Raw genomic sequence first — 22800 nt, 5'->3', positions numbered from 1 at the left:
GATGACCGAGCCTGGCCGGCTCGGTTTTTCTCTACCTCAAGGTAGGGTAGAATGGAGATACCTTTTTGGAATGAGGGTTATGCGATGAATCGTACTGTCAAAAATTCCTTGGTGTTGATCGCCACGGTTATATATTTAGCTTTCATACTTTTTTTTATCGAAGCCAGGCTTCATGAAGGCATAGAGGAAAGGCTGGAATGGATTAGGACGACCGGGACGACAGCGTTCATTTTAAATGTTCTGGTTGTCTTTATGCTCTTCTTGATCCTTCTCGGTATTACGAACAGGTATATGGTTAGCTTTGTCACAACAAATCTCGTGATCTTGTTCCTGGCAATTATGTCGTATTATAAATTCGAATTTCTTGCGGAGTACCTATATCCATGGGATTTGTTCCTGTACAACAATGTGATTAATCTCCTGCCGAACTTATATGAAGAGATCGATGTCACCAGACTGATTGTACTGTCAGGGATTATTCTTGCCATCCTTGTTGCAGTGATTGTTTTTATCCGACTGAGAAAGCCGCCACGGCTTGTAAGGTTTTCTAAATGGTCAAGAGCCGGAATGGTGGTTGCCGGACTTCTCGTCCTTTCCGCATTTGTCTTCTATCGGAGTTTCCCGGTAATTGATGAGGCATTTGAGAAGAGGTTCGGAGTATTTAACCAGCCATGGAATCAGAACAATAACTATAAAGTCAACGGATTCTTCGTAACTTTTCTCTTTAATACGCAAAGTGCGATTGTCATCCCGCCTCAAGGTTACGGAGAAAAGAAAATCAACAGGATTGCAGATGAGATTATGGGAGCTCAGACAGCAGAAGAGTCTGGAGACAATTCACAAACAGAACAGCCGAATATCATTATGATCATGAATGAGGCGTTCTGGGATCCGACGTTACTCAGTGAGGACATCACTTTCTCACAAGACCCGATGCCAGCTGTACGGAAAGAACAAAGTGGCTGGTTATTATCTCCTGAATTTGGGGGAGGGACGGCAAACGTCGAGTTTGAGGTGCTGACCGGCTTCACCAATACTTTCATCCCATCTGGTTCAGTTCCATATCAGCAATACATTACTCAAGATCTCCCGGCCCTTCCGGCCTATCTGAAGGGTATCGGTTATAAAACACTCGCTGTCCATCCTTATCCGAAGTGGTTCTGGAACCGTGAATTGGTTTACGGGCACTTAGGTTTCGATGATTTCATTGATATTGACCGTTTCGACAATCCAGAGTACACAGGGCCATACGTATCTGACGCGGAAGTTACGCAGGAGATCATCCGAAACATCGAATCGACAGATGAGCCGCTCTTCACTTATGCTATTACGATGCAGAATCATACTTCTTATAATGCAGGACGCTATGAGGAAGAGAAGATTAGCTCACAAGGCGGCAACTTATCAGATAGAATGAGAAATATTCTGGATGTATATACACAGGGGGTTCTTGATGCAGACGCTGCATTTGCCGAACTTACAGCTTATCTGGAAAATTCGGAGGAGCCTACAATAGTTGTCTTTTTCGGTGATCATATGCCCACACTTGGTTTAGACTATCAGGTCTATAAAGAAGCTGGTTACGTGCCAAGTGGTAGTGGGGAAGCCGGATGGGAACTTGAGGACACCTTCAACATGAGGCGAACACCGCTCGTCTTCTGGAATAACTTCGGCGCAGCCCAACCCGAGATTGAGACACTTAGTGCATCATTTGTTGCACATCATGCGCTGGATATGGCTGGCATTAAGAAGCCACCTTTCTACTCATTCCTTAAACAGATGGAAGGCGTTATGCCTGGATTTACGTCTGACGTCAAGTCCGCACCGGATGGTAGCCTCTACCTCGTCACACCGGACGACGTCGATCCGCTACGTGAACAATATATGCAAATCCAATATGATATCCTGTTTGGTGATCAATACTCAAGAGAGAAGTTGTTTGGAGTCACCAAATAGGAAAAAGCCGGAGAGCGAGTGCTCCCGGCTTTTGCACTTTAAATTTAATAAAAACGCTTAAAGCTATCGAATTTCGTCTTCCAGTATGAGTCGTTGACATTAGAAATGACAACCCCCTGTGAAGAGCTAGCGTGGATGAAGTTGCCGTTCCCCAGGTAAATACCTAGATGTGAGATTCCGGACTTGTATGTGTTCTTAAAGAATACAAGATCGCCCGGCTGTGGGTTGTCCACATAATACGAACGGTTAAAGTAGCCGTCCGCATTGGTCCTCGCAACATCTTGACCAGCCGTTTTGAATGCATACCAGATGAAACCGCTGCAGTCGAATCCGGAAGGGGTAGTACCGGCCCACTTATACGGTGTGCCGATTACAGACTTGGCAACGTCAATCACTGAACCTGAGCTTTTAGCCTGTTCCTTTGGCAGGACGGCTGTTTCCTTCTTTGGAGAAGAGGCCTGGACAATGGTTCCTTTAGTTTGACTGCCATTCACAGTCAACTTTTGCCCTACATAAATCAGATGCGAAGTGAGCCCATTCAATTTCATCAAGTGGTCGACAGAAGTGCCGTATTTCACACTGATCGCTCCGAGTGTATCGCCGCTCTTTACTATATATGTCCCGGAAGCAACAGGGGTTGCCGATTGCTTTTGTGAATTGTTCGGTTTGGCCTCTGTTTGAGTTTTTTGCGGTTGTACAGCGGTACCGTTGATATTAAGATTTTGTCCGACGAGGATCAGATCCCCTGACAAGTTATTCAGCTCTTTCAAACGGTTTACGGTTGTTTTATGTATAGCTGCGATTTTGCTCAGGCTGTCTCCGCTTTTGACCGTGTAGATGCCATTTCCTGATGGTGCAACTGAAGGGGCTGGAGTTGCAGAGGCTGGCTGTTTCTGGCTCTGTCCCGTTTCGGGCAACCCGATCGATAGCTTTTGTCCCGGATAGATAACATCGGTTGTAAGCTGATTCCAAGATTTCAATTGTGCTACAGAGACTTGATGCTGTGTTGCGATCTTCCAGAGAGAATCACCAGATTGTACCGCGTAAGTGTCCGAAGAGGCTTCCGCTTCACCTGGTGCCGCCAAGATTGCGACTAGAGCGGACGTTGTCAGGACCGAAAATGCGATCTTTTTCATCATTTGATCCCCTTTACTGTCAAATTCACCTATGACCCATTGTAGCCGAAACAATATTCAGGTAGATTACAATTACGTTACAAATAGATTTCAAAGGTGTTAAATCGGTAGAGTTGCAGCATGAATAGGAGGAAGTACCCTAATTAAACAGAAACTTAACAAAAGAATAAGAGAATTCTCGTATTCTGTTCATTTGGTAAATGGTAGAATAGTTTCGGAGTCATTGCTTTCGTATGAGAGCGATAGATTAATAACAGAATAGGATGGTGTAGAATGAACGGGAAATGGGTTAAGGCATCCGCCTCCGCTGCACTGGCGCTCGCGCTGTTCAGCATTCAGGCTCCTGACAACGCCAAAGCTGCAGAAGGTGACTTTGAGCTGACAGTCCTGCACACAAATGACACACACGCGAGTCTGAAAGATGCACCAAAACGTGCGACGCTGGTTAAGCAGATCCGTGCGGAGAATGAAAATGCCCTGCTCCTTGATGCAGGGGATGTATTCTCGGGAACACTCTACTTTAACGCATTTGCAGGTCAGGCAGATTTGGAAATGATGAATTCCATGCAGTATGATGCGATGACATTCGGCAACCATGAATTCGACCTGGGAGCATCGGAAGAAGGGCATCAGGCACTGGCAGACTTTATCAAAGGGGCAGAATTCCCGCTGGTCAGTGCGAACATCGATTTTTCGAATGATGAAAAGTTCGAAGGCCTTCAAAATAAGGAATACACTGCCGAGTATGAAGATGGCAAAATTTATAATGGCATTGTCAAAGAGATTGAAGGCGAGAAAGTCGGGATTTTCGGTTTGACGACTGAAGAAACACCGACCATCTCGAGTACAGGTGATGTGGAGTTCTCTGAATACGTAGAAGCGGCAGAGGAAGCTGTAGCTGCTTTCGAAGAACAGGGCGTCAATAAAATCATCGCGCTGACACACATCGGTTATGATGATAGTCTGGCGTGGGACAATGACCTCGAACTTGCCGAAACGGTGGAAGGCATCGACATCATCGTTGGGGGACATACCCACACAGCTTTGGATGAACCCGTGGTTGTGGAAGGCGGGGAAGAGCCGACAGTGATCGTCCAGACCGGCGGCAACAATAGCTCCCTCGGCCAGCTGAATGTCACATTTGATGAAAATGGGGCCGTCACGTCCCATGAAGGAGAGCTTCTTGCATATGATGAAGTAGAAGCTGACGAAGGGGCTGCGGAACTTCTGGCACCTTACACCGCGAAGGTTGAAGAGATGTCCAAAGAAAGCATCGGGGTCTCTACCGAAGTGGCATTGAACGGTGAGCGCGAGTTCGTCCGTACCGGCGAGACCAACCTTGGTAACCTGATCACGGATGGTATGGTTGCGACCGCTCAAAAGATCAACCCGGATGTCACGATGGCTGTGACGAACGGGGGGGGAATCCGTGCTTCCATCGACGAAGGTGACATTACGCTTGGTGAAGTACAGACCGTTATGCCATTCGGCAATGCACTTGCAATTATGGAGCTAACTGGAGCAGAAATCCGTGAAGCACTTGAAACAAGTGTCTCCGCGTATCCGACAGCTTCCGGTGGTTTCCTTCATGTCTCGGGCCTGAAGTTCAATTTTGATCCTCAAGCTGAAGCAGGCGATCGTGTCCGCGACATCCTTGCTGAAACAGAAGATGGCTTCACACCAATCGATGAAGAAGCGACATACTACGTGGCCTCTAATACATTCACAGCAAAAGGCGGAGACGGCTACGATGTCTTCAAAGCAGCCTACGAAGATGGGCGTGTAAGCGAACCGGGGAACGTCGACTACGAAATGTTCATCGATTATCTAACAGGTTTCGAATCGATCAATCCTGAGTTAGAAGGCCGTATTCTGACGACTAATCCGTTCACGGATATCGATGCGGATAACGAGTTTACACCGTTTATCCAGAATGTTTACGACGTTGGTCTTGTGAAAGGTACGACACCTACCACTTACTCGCCAAATAAGATTCTATCCCGTACACAGGCTGTAAGTATGATCGTCCGTGCACTTGGCCTTGAGACGGAAGGGAAGACTTCTTCGTTCAAGGATCTGGGCAATATGGCAGAAGAAACAAAGGCTGAAGTCGCAGCTGCCGAAGAAGCAGGCATCGTCATTGGCAGCAACGGCAACTTCATGCCGAACGAACAGGTGAAGCGCGCCCAGCTAGCGCTGATGCTGAAGCGTGTCTATGAACTGCAGGAAGAAGCGGAATATGACGGCGATGCTGCAGACCTGCCATTCACCGACATCTCCGGATCTGACGAAGAGACAATCGATGCTATCGCATTCCTCTATGAGCAGGACATTGCAGACGGTTCCGAAAACGGCACCAAATTCCGTCCTCTTGATGGCACAAGCCGTGCACAAGCGGCAAAAATCTACTCTAATTTCCTGAAAGTTATTAAGTAAGGAACATAATAAGCCTAGGGGCTATTGCCCTTAGGTTTTTTTGATTTAGGAATCAATGAACAATATTTAATAAACCCGCCACCTTTCCAGGTGGCGGGTTTTGCATCACTTGTTATAGTAGTCGACGATTCCATTGTAGATAGCGGTCGCATACCGTTCAAGGTAGGCATCGCTTGTCAGTTTGGAAAAGTCATTCGGATTGGTAATGAAACCAAGCTCTACTAGGACTGCAGGGATATGCTGGTTGCGGAGTACGTAGAAGGCAGTATCCTTGGCACCGCGGTCGTACATGCCGACATCTTTGACCAGACGGCTCTGGATCGTCTTAGCCAGTTCACGGCTTTCAGTACCGTTCATATTGACAGATGTATCGAAGAATACTTCAGCACCTCTGGCAGAGCTGGAGCCTGCCGCGTTTACATGGATGCTGACGAAGTTCTCTGCATACTTCTGCGCTGCATAGTCGACGCGGTTTTGTAGAGTCGGATAGGTATCACCGACCCTTGTCATGTAGACGGTGGCGCCTGCTGCTTTCAGCTTCTGCTCAACTTTCTGAGACACTTTAAGGACGATCGCTTTTTCGGTTACACCGGCTCTTGAGGTTCCGGGGTCACGTCCGCCGTGGCCAGCATCCACGACGATAATCCGGTCTTTCAGAACGGAGCCGCTCGAGTTCTTGAGTTTTAGGAAGGACTTGTGAACGTAAGCAGTTCGACCATTGTAGTCGATCGTGGCCCACCAACCGGTTATGCCTTTGACTGTAACCTTAGCTCCTTTGCCGAGGCTGCCCAGCCTTGCACTGGAATCCGAGGCGCTCTGGCGGACGTTCAGGCTGCTTACTGTCACTTCCCCTACAAGGTTGCCTGAGGGAGAAGTGATCGGAGCTTCAATCTTATCGGTATACGCAGATTGGATATAGCCCGGGAGGCCGTTATGGATGATTAGATGCCAATCACCTTTGCCTCCGTACACCTGAACGACATCTCCATTTTTCAGCTGGCCGATTGCCGTAGACGTAGCGGAAGGTGCAGACCGGACATTCAGGGTCGGGTCGTTAGGCAGGCGTGTGTTGACCTTGACCGAGTGTGTGGCAGAACCGATTTCGTTTTTGTCATGATCCAGATAAGTGACGTAAGAGCTGTTCGCATTCACATAAGCAGGGCCTTTTTCGTAACGGATCTGGACCCAATCAGACTTCAGCAAAGAATCATTTTTCACAACTGTGAAGAGGGTGCCTGGTTTCATCTGTCCGATGACGTCGCCGCCAGTAGATGGCGTGCTCCGGATATTCAGGTGGTTGAATCCGGTCTTCACTTTACCTGTAGCAATAGCGGTATTATTTAGTGCAGGTACTTTGAGGCGGAACTGTGGGTCCATGGCCCGCGCCAGGAACATGGCAAACTGGGCTCTGGATAGTTCGCTGCCTGTGTTGAAGCGGCCATTGGAACCGCGTGCGATTCCGTTGTAGTAAAGGCCGTTTAATTTGGTGGCATTTTCATAGCGGGTATCCACGTCAGAGAACATTAGCGGCTTGTCCGTCGTGATTTTCTGATCCACTTTAAATGCATTTGCAATGACTTTGATCATCTGGCCACGCTTGAGTGTGGCATTTGGCTTGAACGTTCCATCCGGATAGCCTGAAAAGAATCCGAGCTTTGCGGCAATCTGGATGTAATGCTTCTCTTCGCCATTCACATCCTTAAAGTTGTAGCCGGCAGGATCAACATGTTCATTGCCTGTTGCAATGACAAGCATCTTGGCAGCCTGAAAACGGGTGACCGGCTGGTTCGGTTTGTACAGGGTCTTGCCATTTTCTGTGTATCCCTTGATGATCCCGCGCTCTGCAATGTACTTTACATGCGGTTCAAATTCGGCTCCTCCAATATCGGAAAAGGCGACAGCGGCCTCTGACTGGATCGGGACACTCAGGAACAGAAGAACTGACAAGAAGGGCAGCAGAAACCGTCGTTTAATGTCCATCATTTTCCTCCTCGAAATGATTCAATACGACATCATCATAACAAATCCAAAACTATGAATCTATATAACTTCGGTTATTTTTTCAATTCTTAACAGAAAAGACCAAAGACCTCTTATTGAGGTCTTTGGTCTTTTTAAAAATTGTGTATCAGTTGACTCGGTCCATGAACTTGCCGAGCTGTGTACGTGTGACGTTTTCATTGAGGCCATAAGTTCCTGCTTTGGCGCCTTCAGTATAGCCAGTCGTTACACCATTGTGATAGAGGGTGTAGATATATGGAGCTGCCCAGCTATCGGCAGGGACATCTTTAAAGTTAGGGTTTGTGGAACCGCTCAGGTTAAAGGATTCAACAAGAATCTTTGCCATTTGGGCACGACTCAGATTGTTTTCCGCATTGAAGTTCCCTTTGGAGCCGGTAAAGATGCCTGCTTCATAGACAGCATTGATCACGGCAATTTTCGGGTGGTTCGCCGGAATATCGCGGAAGTAGGAAGTGTTTGTGTGCTTCGGCTTTAATCCGAGCTCCTTTACGAGAGCTTCAGCTGCATCAAGGCGGGAAATAGGCTTCGCTGCATTGGCATATGGGTTCTCTGCGGCTGCTTGTACAACTTCAGCAACTTCCGCTTGTGCTTTAGCAGGGAAGTCGACAATGCGGCGAGCAGTGACATATTTGCTGCCCCAGTAATATGGATCGCTGAGAGATGTGACGGTAACGCCGCGGCTCGATGATGCATGGATGAAGTTGTTGTTGCCTGCGTAGATGCCTGCGTGGGAGATTCCTCGTCCACTTGTATTAAAGAAGACAAGGTCGCCAATCTGCAGATTTGATTTGGAGACTGCAGTTCCTGTGGCAGCCATCTGTGAAGTAGTGCGCGGCACACTTACGCCGGCTTTCTTGAATACATATTGGATGTAACCGGAGCAGTCAAAGCCAGAAGTTGTTGTTCCGCCCCATTTATATGGTACTCCCATATAGTCATCTGCAATGTTCATTAGCTGAGATTCTGTTGTTTTAACGGAAGCCGCTTCAGCCTCGATCTGCGGCGAGAAGGCAGTAATTGTCGCAACAGCTGCGAGTGAGCAAAGGAAACGTTTCATGTTCTTCTCTTTTTCCCCTTTCAGACTATCAGATCGTATCTATGTGGTGGTAAATCTATCTATTTTTAATCACAAAACGAGTTTAGCATAGACTGATAGGGGGTATGGTTACAGTTGGATTACAAAGAGATTACAAGTTTCGAGTCTATTGACCTAAAAGATACATTGACGGATAGGCCCGAAGTGGCCTGTTTTTTCATGTCGAGAAATCGAGAACAGTTAATTAATAGCTCGAACTTATGAAAATAGTTCTTGCCATTCCTCTGGAAGTTTAATAAAGTTATTGCGATTAAACAGGAAGATGGAGTGGATACATAATGAAAAAAATAAAGGCGGTCTTTTCTTCGGCATTGGCTTCTGTCATGTTTTTATCGGTGACAGCGGCCCCGACAGAAGCTGCACAGGTGACTGTGACGCCTGGCGTCGAACATATAACAGGGGCTTCACAAGGAAGTAACATTAACAGACTGTCAGTTGATATGACACGACCGGGCGTGTCAGTCGAGGCTCTGACCAATGATCCGATGGATAAATTGTTGGCGACATCCGTTTTGTCACGCAGCCATTCCCGGGAGGGCCACACAGTGGTCGGCAGTATCAACGGTTCATTCTTCCATATGGGATCGGTAAATCCGCTGAATTATAAAATGCCTGCTTATCTTTTGATGAGAGACGGCTTGGTCAATACATATGGCGTGATTGAAAATGATCCAAACGAATACATGAATGTCCCTTCCGCTTTTGCAGTTACAAAAGACCGTCGCGGACATATTGGGGAATTCGGTTATGATGCAACGGTGATGGCCGGAGGGAAAGTGCATCCGATCACATCTGTAAACAAGCGGATGCGGGAAGCCGATGAAGTCGTGCTTTATACCGACTCCTACAGCTACCGGCAGACCAGGCAAAATGAATTTGGAATGGAAATTGTTTTGACCAACTTCAATAATCCAATCGAAGAGGACTACCGGTTGGGACGGACAGTCGAGGCAACTGTCAGCGGAATCTACCATAAGGAAAAAGGAGTGGAGATTCCTGAAGGCGGAGCTGTTCTGTCGATTCACGGACCAGGGAACATTCTGGACTTCGGCGGTGTCAAAATTGGTGATAAGCTGGCTTTGAATGTTGGGCTCACTGCTCCGTGGAATGAAGCAGAGTTTGTTCTCGCCAGTGGCCCTCTGCTTGTCCAGGACGGTCAGGTGGACATTGAGATGAAGTCAACGAGCGATCGTTTCCGAACACGGTCTCCGAGAACTGCTGTTGCAACTAACCGTGACGGAAGCGAAGTCTTCCTCGTAACAGTCGATGGACGCAATGCAGGCGGCAGCCAAGGAATGACAATGTCCGAATTCGCACAATACCTAAAATCGATAGGCGCCTATAATGCGTTGAACCTGGATGGCGGCGGCTCTACGACAATGGCTGTCAGGCCGCGGGGATATCAGTATCCGGTTGTCGTCAATCGGCCATCGGATGGTGCGGAACGGGCTGTATCCACAATCCTGAGCGCCATTTCCTATGAATCGACCGGTGCGCCCGCACATATGAGTGCTTCTATCTCCAGTACTGCCGTTCCGAAAGGCGGCCGTGCCAAAGTGACAGTTGACTATATAACAGACATTAATTTCCACCCAGTCAAAGTGGATGCATCCAAGCTCGCTTACTCCGTTGAAGGGGATATTGGAACAGTGTCTTCGGACGGCACGTTTACAGCAACGGCTCTGGGCAAAGGATCCGTTACAGTAAGAATGGGGAATGCATCCAAGTCGTTCCAGGTAGAGGTAACTGCGTTGCCGGGTAATGCAATGATTCATGGATTCAATGATGCATCCGTCTGGAAGGCTGAATCAGCGCGTGCGAAAACTACTCTTCGTTTTGATGGGGCCAAGGCTCCGAAAAAAGAAGGGGCCAATGCGCTCAGCCTCCAGTATGACTTTACCGGCACGAGTGGAACATCTGCTTCTTATGCAGTAACAGATTCCATCAAAATGAGTGTCCGTCCGGATCGCCTCGGGCTATGGGTATACGGCGATGGCGCCAAGCACTGGCTTCGTGGAACGATACAGGACGGTACGGGCAAAGAATATACCATCGACTTTACTGAACAGGGCGGGCTGGATTGGACAGGTTGGCGTTACCGGACTGTAGAGATTCCGGCTGCGGCTGTCAGCCCGATTTCAGTAAAGAAACTGTATATCGCCGAAACATTGGACACTAATAAGAACAAGGGCACCATCTATTTTGATCGGCTGATCGCCGACTACAATGGCAATCACATAGAACCACCATTTAATGATGTACCTCTTTCCCATTGGCATCTCGGTGAGATTAAGATGGCGGTGGAAAACGGATGGATTAACGGTTATCCGGACGGCAATTATAAGCCGGCGGACTTTATCAGCCGTGCCCACGCAGCGGTATTGATCAGCCGTGCGCTAGGCGGGAGTGTAAGTCCTCTTACAGAAGATCCACATAAGGATGTACCGAAAGAATACGGCTACGCGAAAGAAATTGCGCTCATGAAGGAACTTGGAATCATGAACGGTGACTCAAATGGGAACTTCAACCCGCAATCCAATTTGTCCCGTGCCCAGATGGCTGCAATTCTCCAGCGTACGTATAAGTTGCAGATGAAGCAGCCTGTTCCTGAAATCAGGGATGTAGCGAAAGATAACTGGTCGTATGAACCAATTGCGACAATTGCAAGTCATGGCCTCACGGTCCTTAGCGAGGGCAACTACCGACCTAACAGTTATGTTTCGAGGTCCCAGTTTGCTGCTTTCCTCTCACGTGCTGAATCAATGGATTAAACGATAAAACGACAATGGGGCGCTGGAGTGCCCCATTGTCGTTTTTTAATGATTCTTGTCTGGTTCGACATCAGGTTTGTGTATAATGGAAGGCAATTACTTAAATCAGAGGTTGTCATGAAGAAAGAGCGAATTGAATCTATTAAATATATGCGCGTGGTGGCGATGTCCCTCGTCGTGCTGATCCATACGACGGCTATCGCGTTTTCTCATGTGCCTACAGACAGTCCGCTTTATCAGTTTTATCTGCTGATGAACCGGTTCACGCGTTTTGAAGGGCCGGTGTTTGTCTTCCTTAGCGGCATGGTACTGTTCTACAATTACGATGATAGACCGTTTACTCTGAAGACCTGGCTAGTTTTCTATAGAAAGAGATTCTTATATATTCTCGGGCCTTATTTGGTTTGGTCATTGTTCTACGAAGCGTTCTCCCACTTTAGGGGGATCCGGGAATATGCAGGTATCAGGCAAGTTCTTCAGAATTTGCTTGACGGAGGGGCGAATTATCAGCTTTATTTCATTATGATTCTGGTCCAGCTATACTTCCTCATGCCGGTGTTTGTTTTCCTGATCAAACGTTTTCCGCTGATCCGGCAACACTTATTTGTATTCGGTTTCGTTGCGGAATTCATTTATCAGGTTTTGAATCACGTGTATGGCTGGATCGATTTTCCGTTTTTCATGGTGTACCTTGGAAGCTTCCTCCTGGGAGGCTGGGTAGGTATCCATTATCAAAAGGTGAAACAGCCATGGACAACCGGAAAATCACTGGCAGTGTCTCTGTGTACAGTTCTGTTGGGTATCCTCTATATGGAACTGTACTTTAAACACAATATTCTCAGTCAGCCCGTCATGCCTTATGCGCCATTTAAACTGATTGCGATGTCATATTATGTTCTTGCTACGTATGTGCTTTTCAAACTGTGCATCCGGCTGGAGGAGGTTGCCTCCGGTCCAGTAAGAGATGCTGCGGAGCAGTTGCGGATCTACTCATTCGGATTTTATCTGGTCCATCCGTTTATCCTCCACCTATGGGAGGGCTGGCTGCAAGCCGATTCAGGCTGGCAATTCCATTTATTGATCGGCATCCGCTATGTTCTGGTAATGGCCAGCTGCTATCTTTTCATCCGTACCCTGCACTTAATATTCCCGAAAGCCTGGTTCCTCTTTGGAAAGCTTCCGGCGCCATCTAATTCAAAATAACCAAGAGCTGCATCCAAATGGGATGCAGTCTTTTATTGCATTGGCTAATGGCCAGATAAGATGATTGCATTTGTTATATGGGCATACTGGCTTCAGGATGGTGACCCGGCAGAATGGGCCCTGTGGTTTATCATTGGAGGTTGCATGAACTTTTCGGGAACCTTCACAGTGTAGTTCCGTCATTTCAACTGTGTTATAGTTAACAGATAGGATAGAACCGTGAACGAAACATGTATAAAAGGAAGAACAGAATGAGAATCGGCATTGTAGGGAACTACGGCAATAACAATAATGGAGACGAAGCGATCCTCGCCGGGATTATCGAACAGGTGAAGGACTTCTATAAGATCGGGAACGAAGAGATCACCGTCTTCAGCAATAATCCGCCGCAGACTTCAAACCGCTACGGGGTGAAGGCGGCACCGCTGTACTATAAACGCTCGTCGGCGACGATGACGTTCATGGAGACGGTGAAGAAAAATTCGCCGCTTATCCGTGAACTGGATCTGCTCATCATCGGAGGCGGCGGTATTCTGATGGATTTCTACAACCGCGAGGCACAGCTGTTCGGTTCCTACGGTCTGATGGCCAAGTGGAACAAGGTGCCTTACATCATCTATGCATGCGGAGCGGGGCCGATCAATTCCTCGGTCGGCAAGTGGTTTATCCGAAAGCTGGTGAATGGTGCCGAAAGTGCGTCGGTTCGGGATCCGAAGTCGAAGAAACTGCTGCAGTCAATCGGCGTGACAGCAGAACTCGACATCATCGGCGACCCGTCATTTGCACTGGAAGCGTCGGATCGCAGGCCTTATGGCGGCAGAATCCGCCGGGTCGGCGTGACAGTCGTTCCGTACTACAGTCTGGCATACTGGCCGGAGGCGAATGACGTCAAATACGAAAGCTATGTAAAAGGGATGGCAGATAACCTGGACCGTCTGCTTGAGGGCCGTGATATCCGCCTGACGTTCTTTTCCACAAAGTATCCGCATGATGTCGATGTTTCCGTCGAGATCTGGAACCGGATGAAGCAAAAGGATAAGGTGGATGTCATCGAGGACAATCTGATGCCGGCGGACATCCTCCGCATCAGCGGGCAGCAGGATCTCGTGATTGGCACCCGTCTGCACTCCGTTTACTTGTCACTTAACGCAGGAACGCCGGTCGTCGGTATTGCTTATCACCATAAGGTAAAGGATTTCTTGGATATGGTGAACCTTTCGGACCGCTGCCATAAAATCGATGAACTGGCGAAGGACGACGGTATCCTCCTCCGTGAATTCGAGTCACTCGACAGTGACTGGGATCAGATTGTCGAAGATACACGTGAGCTCAAAAAGAACCTGAAGGCAAGTGCCGACCTTGGCCGAAAGCAATTTACCCAGGTCGGCATGAAGGAGACGGTGAAATGAAGATTCTCGTACTCAGCAACATGTACCCGACACCGGAACATCCGACATACGGCATCTTCGTCCGCAATCAGGTGGACCTTCTGAGAGAAAACGGCTTTGAGGTGGACGTAGCTGCAATTACGGATCCCGGCAAGGGAAAGGCGGCTGCACTCCGGAAATACGGGGCTTGGGCCCTGCAGTCCTCAAGCCGGCTCTTCCGGAATCGTAAGGCTTATACCGTCTCCCATGCCCACTATGCATTTCCGACCGGCCTCTTGTCGCTTCTCGGCAAGAGGCTGTTCGGCGTTCCGTATGTGGTGACCGTCCACGGCGGAGACCTGGACCAGATGGCAAGAAAAAATGCGAAAATCCGTGACCTGACCAAGACCATCCTCCGGGAGGCTGCCCATGTGATCACGGTAGGTGACAGGCTATACAGAGAAGTGACCGATACATATGGGATTCAGGCGGAGCGGGTCACGGTGCTCAGCATGGGTGTGGACACAGATGTGTTCAAGCCGACTCCGAAACAGGAAGCAAGGGAGAAGCTGGGGATTGAACCCGAAGGCCGTGCGGTCCTGTTTGTCGGGAATATCATCCGGGCAAAAGGCACGTTGGAACTGGCGGAGGCGATGGCTGATCTCGCCGGAGAAGGAGTTTCGCTCTATTACGTCGGTTCGCGTAAAGACAGTGGATATTTCGAAGAACTTAGGCAGCGTATTTCGGAACTGGGTCTGGAAAATATCCACTTTATCGATCCGCAGCCGCAGGATCGCCTGTCGCTCTGGATGAGTGCCTGTGACGTTTTGGCGCTTCCGTCCTATCATGAAGGCTTCGGGCTTGTGGCTCTGGAAGGAATGGCAAGCGGGATCCGGGTCGTCGGCAGTGATGTCGGTGGTCTTTCGGCGCTTCTCGCTGATGGGCGCGGCATTGCCGTCCCGGCGAAAGACCCGCGGGCCCTTGCCGAAGGGATCAGAGAAGCCCTCAACTCGGGCAGCGACCGCTTTGACCATGAATCGATCCGCCAGGAAGTGGACCATCATTCCAAAAAACGCATCTTGGAAAAGCTGACAGACATCTACCGGGAGGCGGCAGGCAACAGATGAACCGGATTCTAAAGATTATCGGTGCTGTCGCCGTCATCAATATTGTCGCCCGCCTGTTCGGCTTCGCCCGCGAAGTGCTGATCGGGCATCAGTTCGGCACCGGGGCCATTGCGGACAGCATCATCACGGCCTACACGGTGCCGAATTTCATTTATCTGATCGCCGGAGGCGCGCTGACGACTGCATTCATTTCCGTGTACCACCGGTCCGAGCAGGAGAAGGGGTCACTGGTCAGGGAGACATTTACCGGAATCAGTGTCTTCATCCTCCTGGTCACTGCGCTTCTCACCGTGTTTGCCGGTCCGGTGCTCCGACTTTTGTTCGGCGGCATGGAAGAGGAAGGGTACGCGCTTGCTCATGAGCTTTATCTATGGATGATGCCGTCCGCTTTCTTCCTTGTGTTGTCGACTTGGCTGAGCGGGCTGCTGAATGTCAATGACCGCTTCCAAATGTCGAGCTTCGCGGTGCTCTTGTATAATTTCCTGTTTTTCGCTATCCCGTTTGCCTTCACCGGGGTATTTGGGGCGGAGTCCTACGGGTACGGAGCACTCATCGCAGCTGTCCTGATGGCCGGGTTCCTGTTCTGGGGTGTCAGCAGGCTCAAGATGTATTCGTTCCGGGTAAAGTGGCCTTTGGGCGGCAGCCAGGGCGCGCTGTGGAAGATGGCTCTTCCAATCATGCTGGGCGGGGCGACCCTCCAGTTTTACTTCCTCATTCATCGGATTTATTCGGCCGGACTAGGGGAAGGGACAGTGTCTGCCGTGAACTACGCTTCAAAGCTGACACAGTTCCCGCAGGCCATTTTGATGACTGCAGTGACAACTGTCATTTATCCGCTACTCAGCAGGAAGATGGGGGAGGGGGATCATGCGGCCGTCAGTTCGGTTTACCGGAAGGGTATCCGTGCACTTACGCTGCTCGTCATCCCGGCAGCCATCTTCATCTGGTTTTTCGCCGAACCGATGACGCGGCTTGTTTTCGGGCATGGCAGCTTCACTGAAGAATCACTTGCCCTTACAGCGCCGTATGTCCAATTGTTCGGCCTGTCGATCTTCTTCATCTCCTTGAATACATATATCACCCGGTTTTACTATGCGGCCGGTAATTCTTTAATTCCGGTCCTGTTTTCGGTGCTCGGCGTGTTTCTTGTCAACATCGCCGTGATCCGGCTGACCATCGGGGAAATCGGCGGTGCGGCGATTGCATGGGGCACCATTGCGGGATCCGCCTTGAATGCGGGACTTCTCATGGGTTATGCTGCCGGCAAGCTGAATCTGTCGGTAAAGGAAGGCAATGGCGCGGGGTGGAAACTCCCGATCATCCTTCTTCTGCTGATCCCTTCAGCAGCAATGATCCGCTGGCTTTCTGACGAAGCGACCGGCGGTGCTTTCTCTGAGGCAGCCGGCGGCGCACTGATTTTTGGCCTGATCTATCTTGTGCTTCTGATAGTGTTCAGGTTACCAGAAAGTAAACAATTGATATTGATGCTGAAAAGAAAATAGGAATGAGAAAAGCCTGATAGTCCTTCGTAGAACGAAAGACCGTCGGGCTTTTTTTATGTGTGTAAATTTACCTACTCCAAAATCTTCTAATAGATTCTTCCGGCATATTCCTGATTTTTGAATATAATGATAAATTCATAATTGCCACTCATTTCATTGGGTGAAATTATGAATTCTTAAGGGGGAAATGGCTTGAAAACGATGAAGCGGGCATTGCTTTTGGCACTCGCGTTCGTCCTTTCGTTCAGCACGGCTGCCTTCGCGGCGGTTCCGACAGTTGGAAACGTACCGTCTTCGGGCAAGCTGGCGCTTGAAAAGCCAGCACCGAAGCTGCCTGAACGGTTGGCAGATCCGGAAAAGCCGGAAGAAGAGGTGCGGGTTATTGTCGAGCTGAATGAAAAGCCGGCAATCGAGGAAGCGACGAACAAAGGGATTCTTTATAAGGACCTCTCCAAGTTCCAGAAAGAAAGTACACAACAGAAAATCAAACAGGCACAGCAAAATGTGCTGAAGAATGCAAAGGCAAATGCGCCGAGCATGAAAGTGAAGAACCAGTTCACAACGGTCTTCAACGGCTTCTCGGCCAATATGAAGGCGAAAGAAGTGAAGGCGCTTTCTTCTCTGAACGGCGTCAAAGCTGTTTATGAAGCGGCTGAATACGAACGTCCGGCGGAAAAGCCTGAAATGATTTCTTCCAAGGATCTTGTACAGGCCCAGCGTTTCTGGGAAGAGTACGGATTCAAGGGTGAAGGCATGATCGTCGGCGTTATCGACACCGGCATGGATCCGGATCACCGGGATATGGTTCTTACAGATCCGTCCACAGGTGAGCTGACGAAAGCGGAAGTGCAGAAGGAGCTGGCTGCAGGTACCCTGCAGGGCGGGAAATACTATACCCCAAAAGTTCCGTTCGGCTACAACTATATGGATGAAAACGACATCATCGGTGACATCGCTCCTGATGCTTCCATGCACGGTATGCACGTGGCCGGCACGGTGGGGGCCAACGGTGACGAAGAAAACGGCGGAGTGAAAGGGGTCGCACCTGAAGCCCAGATCCTCGCGCTGAAAGTATTCGGCAACGATCCAAACTATCCGTCGACTTACGGAGATGTATACGTCAAGGCGATGGATGATGCGATCCAGCTCGGTGCCGATGTTCTGAACCTGAGCCTAGGTGCCACGGCAGGCTACGTCGATGAGACAAGCCCTGAACAGCAGGCAGTCTCCCGTGCTGTCGAGAACGGGATCCTTGTCGCCATCTCCGCAGGAAACTCTGCGCTATACGGAGACGGTTACTTCTATAACTATGTGGAAAATCAGGACTACGGCGTAACCGGGTCTCCGAGTGTCTCGAAGGATTCCCTAGGGGTTGCATCGTTCGAGAACGACATGGTCCGTTCGATGAGCTTCAGCTATACAATCGGCGGCGGTGAGGAACAGCGGAGCGGCTATATGCTCGCGAACGATGTGGACCCGCTGGCCCAAGAACAAAAAACATTTGAAATCGTGGATGCCGGCTTCGGATATCCTGAAGATTTTGAAGGCAAGGACTTCACGGGCAAATACGCCCTTATCTCACGCGGTGATATTGCATTTACGGAAAAAGGACTGAACGCGCAGGCGGCAGGAGCCGCGGGCGCCATTATCTACAACAATGCGCCGGGTACAATCAATATGGCCTCTGATCCGGCGATCCGCATTCCGTACATGTCGATCCTCCAATCGGATGGTCTGGCAATGTCTGAGGCGGCAAAGGCCGGCGAAACCGTGACGGTCACGTTCGACGGTGAGTATGCTGACACACCAAATGCCAATGCAGGACAGATGAGCGACTTCACGTCCTGGGGTCCGACTCCAAACCTGGACTTCAAACCTGAAATCACCGCTCCTGGCGGCAACATCTTCTCCACACTTGAAAACGACCAGTACGGCATCATGAGCGGTACATCGATGGCGGCGCCACACGTGGCGGGCGGAGCGGCGCTCCTGTTCGAACGTGTGGATGAGGAGTTCGGCCTCACGGGCCGCGACCGCTCTGAATTCGCCAAGAAACTCCTCATGAACACGGCCAATCCGGTCGTCTTCGATGAAGAAAACGGTGACTATGTTTCGCCGCGCCGTCAGGGTGCAGGGCTGATGCAGCTGGCCAACGCGCTCCATACGGATGTTGTCGTCACTGACTCGGCAACAGACGAAGCGAAAGTGGCACTGAAGGAAATCAAGAACAACTCGATCACGCTGTCACTGACAGCAGAGAACTTCTCTGAGGAAGAAAAGACGTACAATGTCTCCACTGCAGTCCAGGCGGACCAGCCGGTCAATGCGGGTGGTACGCTCGTGACGGCATCCAATCTCATGGGCTCGATGGTCCTGACGAATGAAGTGGCAATCAATGCCCCAGAAACCGTAACGGTTCCGGCCGGCGGCACAGCATCTATCGAAGTCACAATCGACCTTTCAAATGTGGACGATCTGAAGACGATCTTCACGAACGGATACTTCGTGGACGGATTTGTCTTCCTGGAAGACCCGAATGAAGAAATCTCCGGCAATGTCCCGCTTTCTGTGCCATTCTTTGGTTTCAACGGTGGCTGGGATGACGCTCCGATCTTCGATTACTTTGCTTGGGACGAGCGTACTTACTGGGGCTATACCGCCCTTGCGGATGAGCAGGGCGAGTTTGTCGACGGCGGCGGAAACTTCGATACAGACCGCTTCGGATTCTCTCCGAACGGCGATGGCCTCCGTGACCAGGTAACTCCGGTCTACTCGCTGTTCCGGAATGCCAAGCAGATGGAAGTGAATGTCCTTGATGCGGACGGCAAGAAAGTCCGCACGATCCGGACAGCTGCCGACCTCCGCAAGCACTACATCAGTTCCGCTACGGCACTGCCGTACACGTACAGCATGAACTATGCATGGGACGGCAAGATCAACGGCCAGCCTGCTGAAGACGGCCAGTACTTCATCGAACTCAAGGCGGTCATCGACTATGAAGGCGCTGAATGGCAGTCGATCAAGTTCCCTGTTAAGGTGGACACCGCAGCCCCTGAAGCCGAGTTCTCCTACAATCCGGAAACCGATGTCGTCACTGCCGGCAACTTTACGGATGAAGGAACAGGCGCAGATGTCTGGGAAGTCATCCTGAACGGCGAGAAAGTCGAGACGCTTCCGGTCAGTGAAACCACATTCGAGATTGCAGCGGATGAGGATGATGAACTGAAAGCACGTGTCTATGACGCGGCAAAGAACGTAACTGAGTATGATATTTCTGCGGAGCCTGCGGAAAAGAACCCGCCGGTCATCTATATCGAAGACCCGACCAACTTCTCGGTATACGATACGAATGAAGTGACGGTAAGCGGTCATGTGGAAGATGAATCCGCAGTGTCTTCCGTTACGGTGAACGGGGAAGCGGTATCTGAATTCGACGGCACGAACTTCTCCCACACAATCACGCTGGAAGACGGATTCCAAACAGTTAAGGTGGGCGCGACGGACGAACACGGCAACGAAATGTCCATCGCCCGCAGATTCTTCGTTGATGCGACAGCTGCACAGCTCTCCATCAAGTCGAAGCTTCCTAAAAAGACCGAAGAAGAATCTGTCACTGTCCAGGTACAAGTGAAAGACAACTTCGATGACATCCGACTCTATGTGAATGACAGCGAAGTCTTCGCCAATGATTTGAGCGAGCCTTATGGCAGCAAGAACTTCGACCAGACAATCGAAGTGGAAGTTCCACTCGTAGAAGGCAAGTTTGACTACACGTTCAAAGTAGTCGACCTCGGCGGACATGAAACCACTGAGACGGTCACTATCGAACGGAAACCGGCAAAAGGTGAAACGCCGGGACCGGGCAAGCCTGACAAACCAGGAAAGCCGGGTAAACCGGGCAAGCCTGAAAAGCCAGGCAAACCAGGCAAACCAGGCAAACCGGAACACCCAGGCAAGCCGAGCCAGCCGGGAAAACCAGTACTCCACTATTAATTTAAAAGCGGGCAATCTCTCATCATGAGAGATTGTCTGCTTTTTATTACAAGATGACAGGAATCACTCAGATAAAGAAATAATTGAGAAAAAAATGAAAAATATATCAACAATGCATATGGTACAATGAGGATTAACAAAGACTGACAAAGTGTTCATTTGGTATACAAATATATGATACAATCTTCATGAATGAGGTGAAGAAATGGCAGAACAGATCAGACGCAACGACCCATGTCCGTGCGGCAGCGGGAAGAAGTACAAAAAATGCCACGGTCTTCTTAACCAGACGAACATCAATCAGCTGATCGATGAAGAGCTTGAACAAGTGATTGGCCGATTTTATTCATTGGTTCCTGTACCGGGCCATGTGAAGCAAAATGCTCAATTATTTGTTGAGTGGGAGCGCAGATTATCCCCGTATTATGACCGGGAGACCATACATAGCCAGGCAGTCGATTATATGTATCTGATTCAAGAGCCGGAATTTTGGAGTATGCATGTCCGGAACAGTTCTGAGAAAACCGTACGACCGGGAGTACAGGACGTCTTGTCCGGATGGGAACATCCTGTCAGTCTTTTCGGCGTAGTCGAGTCGATTAATGAAAGCGCTGCCCGGCTTCGGGATGTCTTCGGAAGTGGGTCCTATACACTGGATATTCCAAAAGACATGGAACTGTCTGTTGGAGAAGCCCTGTTTGGCCATTTCTTGAAGGACAACAGAAAGGAAGACCGGGTCATGCTGATGAATGGCCTCGCATTCCTGGAATCCGGAAATCCGGACGTCCTTCATGCAGTGGAACAGCTCAGGAAAAAGAAGCTCCATCTGGATCAAAGAGAATTTCTCAAGCTCTATTCGTTGGATATTTATGAGATGATCGGCCGTGACGAAGCCGTGCTTCCTCTGATTTCTGACGAAGAGAAGGGACGGACAGACAGCGTCAAGGAAGGATCGGATGTTCTGTCGCTAGTCGGCCAGTTCCTCTCTGAAAATGAAGTGGAATCAACTGGCCTTGAGGAAAAAACCGGCCACTTCCTGGAACAGGTAAACCCGAAAGCCCGTAAACCGGAAGGTGTTGCAGCCGGAGCGATCCGCTTTGGACAGATGGCCGGATTGCTCGAAGACTTGGATTTACCGAAGACCAGGATTGCAGAGCATTTTGATGTATCGCCTTCCACTGTACAGAAGTATGCGGATGACATGCTGAAATTCCATCGTGTAAAAGCGGAAGCGTAACATCCCATCATGCCCGGCCGGGCTTAAGAACCGGCCGGGCGTTTTGCTTTGCTGTTTCGGCATTTCGGATATCGGGTACTTTTAAGGTACGACCCGAATAGGAGGGAACCGATATGAACCGAGAATCTGATCCAAACAAACGCCCGCTTGAAGACGCCCATTTTGCGGGGCAGCCGGAAGCTGCAGGCCCATTCATGGAAACGGGCCGCACCGACCCGCCGTCACCTGAGCTGGATGGGGAATTGACAAGTGCGACGATGCCTTCAGATGCGCTGCTGGAAGATAATCTCCATCCGTCCGAGCAACGCGGTTTCTATAACGCGGAAGACCGTGAGGAAGCCATTAGGAATGGCAGGCTTGAAGAAGACGGGCAGATCGGAGATGCACAGCCGGAGGAAAGCATTGCCGTGACCGGCGGCGACCGCGATGTTTATGACACGTTCAGGGACTCGGATAACGGGGACAGTGAGGTCGTCGGGATAGAAGACGGCACTGTGAATGCCAGAGGGGCTGACCGTGAACCGGATGAAGGATCTGTCAGCATTGGACCGGACGCAAGGGAGTTCAAGGAAGAACACCTGAACAGGAGCGGCAGCAATGCTGCAACTGATGGAAGGATTCCCGCCGAATTGGTGGATGAAAATTTCTATGACGGGGGAGTGCCTTCGCCGGGCGCGGATCCTAATCTTGGGCCTGCACCGTTTGGCGAGGAAGTGGAACCGGTCATCGACAACTACGAGTCAAATATCACGCGTGACCGGATTGATGACCGGCACCGAGAGCGATTCCTTTAAGGAAATGGAAGGCGGCTGCCTGATCCGGCAGCCGCTTTTTTGCATAAATTCAAGCTGATCAGATACATATCATTCCATTGAAGCAGGGAATCGGTTGCTGCGAAACTGAAAGGCAGGTTGTGGCAATGAACTGCCTGTGATGGTTTCGGGTTTACGTTGC

The 22800-nt window shown here is 49.9% G+C and carries 13 protein-coding genes; 10 read left to right on the top strand and 3 right to left on the bottom strand.

The features are described from left to right. The first annotated feature begins 84 nt into the window (after positions 1-84). Positions 85-1956 (top strand): LTA synthase family protein, encoded by a 1872-nt coding sequence (locus BMX91_RS11585; RefSeq protein WP_177168368.1) that lies wholly within the window; start codon positions 85-87, stop codon positions 1954-1956. 44 nt (positions 1957-2000) lie between these two features. Here the strand turns inward: BMX91_RS11585 and BMX91_RS11580 are convergent, their stop codons facing one another. After that, a complete protein-coding gene (locus tag BMX91_RS11580) occupies positions 2001-3092 on the bottom strand; it encodes a C40 family peptidase (protein WP_245744421.1) in 1092 nt (363 codons plus the stop codon). A gap of 273 nt (positions 3093-3365) precedes the next feature. Here BMX91_RS11580 and BMX91_RS11575 point away from each other — a divergent pair, with 273 nt between their 5' ends. Next, positions 3366-5528 carry a 5'-nucleotidase C-terminal domain-containing protein gene (locus BMX91_RS11575; RefSeq protein WP_092054347.1) on the top strand — a complete coding sequence of 721 codons (2163 nt, stop codon included), beginning with the start codon at positions 3366-3368 and terminating at the stop codon, positions 5526-5528. A gap of 105 nt (positions 5529-5633) precedes the next feature. Here the strand turns inward: BMX91_RS11575 and BMX91_RS11570 are convergent, their stop codons facing one another. Continuing rightward, positions 5634-7508, bottom strand: coding sequence for an N-acetylmuramoyl-L-alanine amidase (locus BMX91_RS11570; RefSeq protein WP_177168367.1), 1875 nt, complete (start codon positions 7506-7508; stop codon positions 5634-5636). Between the two features lie 148 nt (positions 7509-7656). Then, on the bottom strand, positions 7657-8607 hold the full coding sequence (locus tag BMX91_RS11565; protein WP_092054341.1) for a C40 family peptidase: 951 nt from the start codon (positions 8605-8607) through the stop codon (positions 7657-7659). Positions 8608-8924: 317 nt separating this feature from the next. Here BMX91_RS11565 and BMX91_RS11560 point away from each other — a divergent pair, with 317 nt between their 5' ends. From BMX91_RS11560 to BMX91_RS11525, 8 genes are all read left to right on the top strand, one after another. Further along, entirely contained in the window at positions 8925-11417 is a 2493-nt protein-coding gene (locus BMX91_RS11560; RefSeq protein WP_092054339.1) for a phosphodiester glycosidase family protein, read from the top strand. Positions 11418-11534: 117 nt separating this feature from the next. Then, positions 11535-12620 carry an acyltransferase gene (locus BMX91_RS11555; protein WP_177168366.1) on the top strand — a complete coding sequence of 362 codons (1086 nt, stop codon included), beginning with the start codon at positions 11535-11537 and terminating at the stop codon, positions 12618-12620. 251 nt (positions 12621-12871) lie between these two features. Further along, a complete protein-coding gene (locus tag BMX91_RS11550; protein WP_092054335.1) occupies positions 12872-14029 on the top strand; it encodes a polysaccharide pyruvyl transferase family protein in 1158 nt (385 codons plus the stop codon). Next, entirely contained in the window at positions 14026-15114 is a 1089-nt protein-coding gene (locus BMX91_RS11545; protein WP_092054333.1) for a glycosyltransferase, read from the top strand. The genes BMX91_RS11550 and BMX91_RS11545 overlap by 4 nt, the downstream gene beginning before the upstream one ends. Continuing rightward, positions 15111-16616, top strand: a complete 1506-nt coding sequence (murJ, locus tag BMX91_RS11540) for a murein biosynthesis integral membrane protein MurJ (protein WP_092054329.1) — start codon at positions 15111-15113, stop codon at positions 16614-16616. Before BMX91_RS11545 ends, murJ begins: the two co-directional genes overlap by 4 nt. 201 nt (positions 16617-16817) lie before the next feature. Beyond that, positions 16818-20609: a S8 family serine peptidase gene (locus BMX91_RS11535; RefSeq protein WP_245744436.1), complete on the top strand. Its 3792-nt coding sequence runs from the start codon at positions 16818-16820 to the stop codon at positions 20607-20609. Positions 20610-20814: 205 nt separating this feature from the next. After that, the gene (locus BMX91_RS11530) at positions 20815-21846 is read left to right on the top strand and encodes an SEC-C domain-containing protein (protein ID WP_092054322.1); all 1032 of its coding nucleotides are present in this window, start codon (positions 20815-20817) and stop codon (positions 21844-21846) included. A 113-nt stretch (positions 21847-21959) separates the two neighbouring features. Beyond that, a complete protein-coding gene (locus BMX91_RS11525) occupies positions 21960-22640 on the top strand; it encodes a hypothetical protein (RefSeq protein WP_092054319.1) in 681 nt (226 codons plus the stop codon). Positions 22641-22800 lie beyond the last annotated feature (160 nt).

The organism is Bhargavaea ginsengi (assembly GCF_900109165.1).
Lineage (GTDB): Bacteria > Bacillota > Bacilli > Bacillales_A > Planococcaceae > Bhargavaea > Bhargavaea ginsengi.
This window is presented reverse-complemented; position numbering and strand designations above follow the sequence as displayed.

What these genes read in the sequence shown, in the direction of transcription:
- BMX91_RS11585 (WP_177168368.1), top strand. Translation starts at nt 85, where the DNA reads ATGAATCGTACTGTCAAAAATTCCTTGGTGTTGATCGCCACGGTTATA.
- BMX91_RS11580 (WP_245744421.1), bottom strand. Translation starts at nt 3,092, where the DNA reads ATGAAAAAGATCGCATTTTCGGTCCTGACAACGTCCGCTCTAGTCGCA.
- BMX91_RS11575 (WP_092054347.1), top strand. Translation starts at nt 3,366, where the DNA reads ATGAACGGGAAATGGGTTAAGGCATCCGCCTCCGCTGCACTGGCGCTC.
- BMX91_RS11570 (WP_177168367.1), bottom strand. Translation starts at nt 7,508, where the DNA reads ATGGACATTAAACGACGGTTTCTGCTGCCCTTCTTGTCAGTTCTTCTG.
- BMX91_RS11565 (WP_092054341.1), bottom strand. Translation starts at nt 8,607, where the DNA reads ATGAAACGTTTCCTTTGCTCACTCGCAGCTGTTGCGACAATTACTGCC.
- BMX91_RS11560 (WP_092054339.1), top strand. Translation starts at nt 8,925, where the DNA reads ATGAAAAAAATAAAGGCGGTCTTTTCTTCGGCATTGGCTTCTGTCATG.
- BMX91_RS11555 (WP_177168366.1), top strand. Translation starts at nt 11,535, where the DNA reads ATGAAGAAAGAGCGAATTGAATCTATTAAATATATGCGCGTGGTGGCG.
- BMX91_RS11550 (WP_092054335.1), top strand. Translation starts at nt 12,872, where the DNA reads ATGAGAATCGGCATTGTAGGGAACTACGGCAATAACAATAATGGAGAC.
- BMX91_RS11545 (WP_092054333.1), top strand. Translation starts at nt 14,026, where the DNA reads ATGAAGATTCTCGTACTCAGCAACATGTACCCGACACCGGAACATCCG.
- murJ (WP_092054329.1), top strand. Translation starts at nt 15,111, where the DNA reads ATGAACCGGATTCTAAAGATTATCGGTGCTGTCGCCGTCATCAATATT.
- BMX91_RS11535 (WP_245744436.1), top strand. Translation starts at nt 16,818, where the DNA reads ATGAAGCGGGCATTGCTTTTGGCACTCGCGTTCGTCCTTTCGTTCAGC.
- BMX91_RS11530 (WP_092054322.1), top strand. Translation starts at nt 20,815, where the DNA reads ATGGCAGAACAGATCAGACGCAACGACCCATGTCCGTGCGGCAGCGGG.
- BMX91_RS11525 (WP_092054319.1), top strand. Translation starts at nt 21,960, where the DNA reads ATGAACCGAGAATCTGATCCAAACAAACGCCCGCTTGAAGACGCCCAT.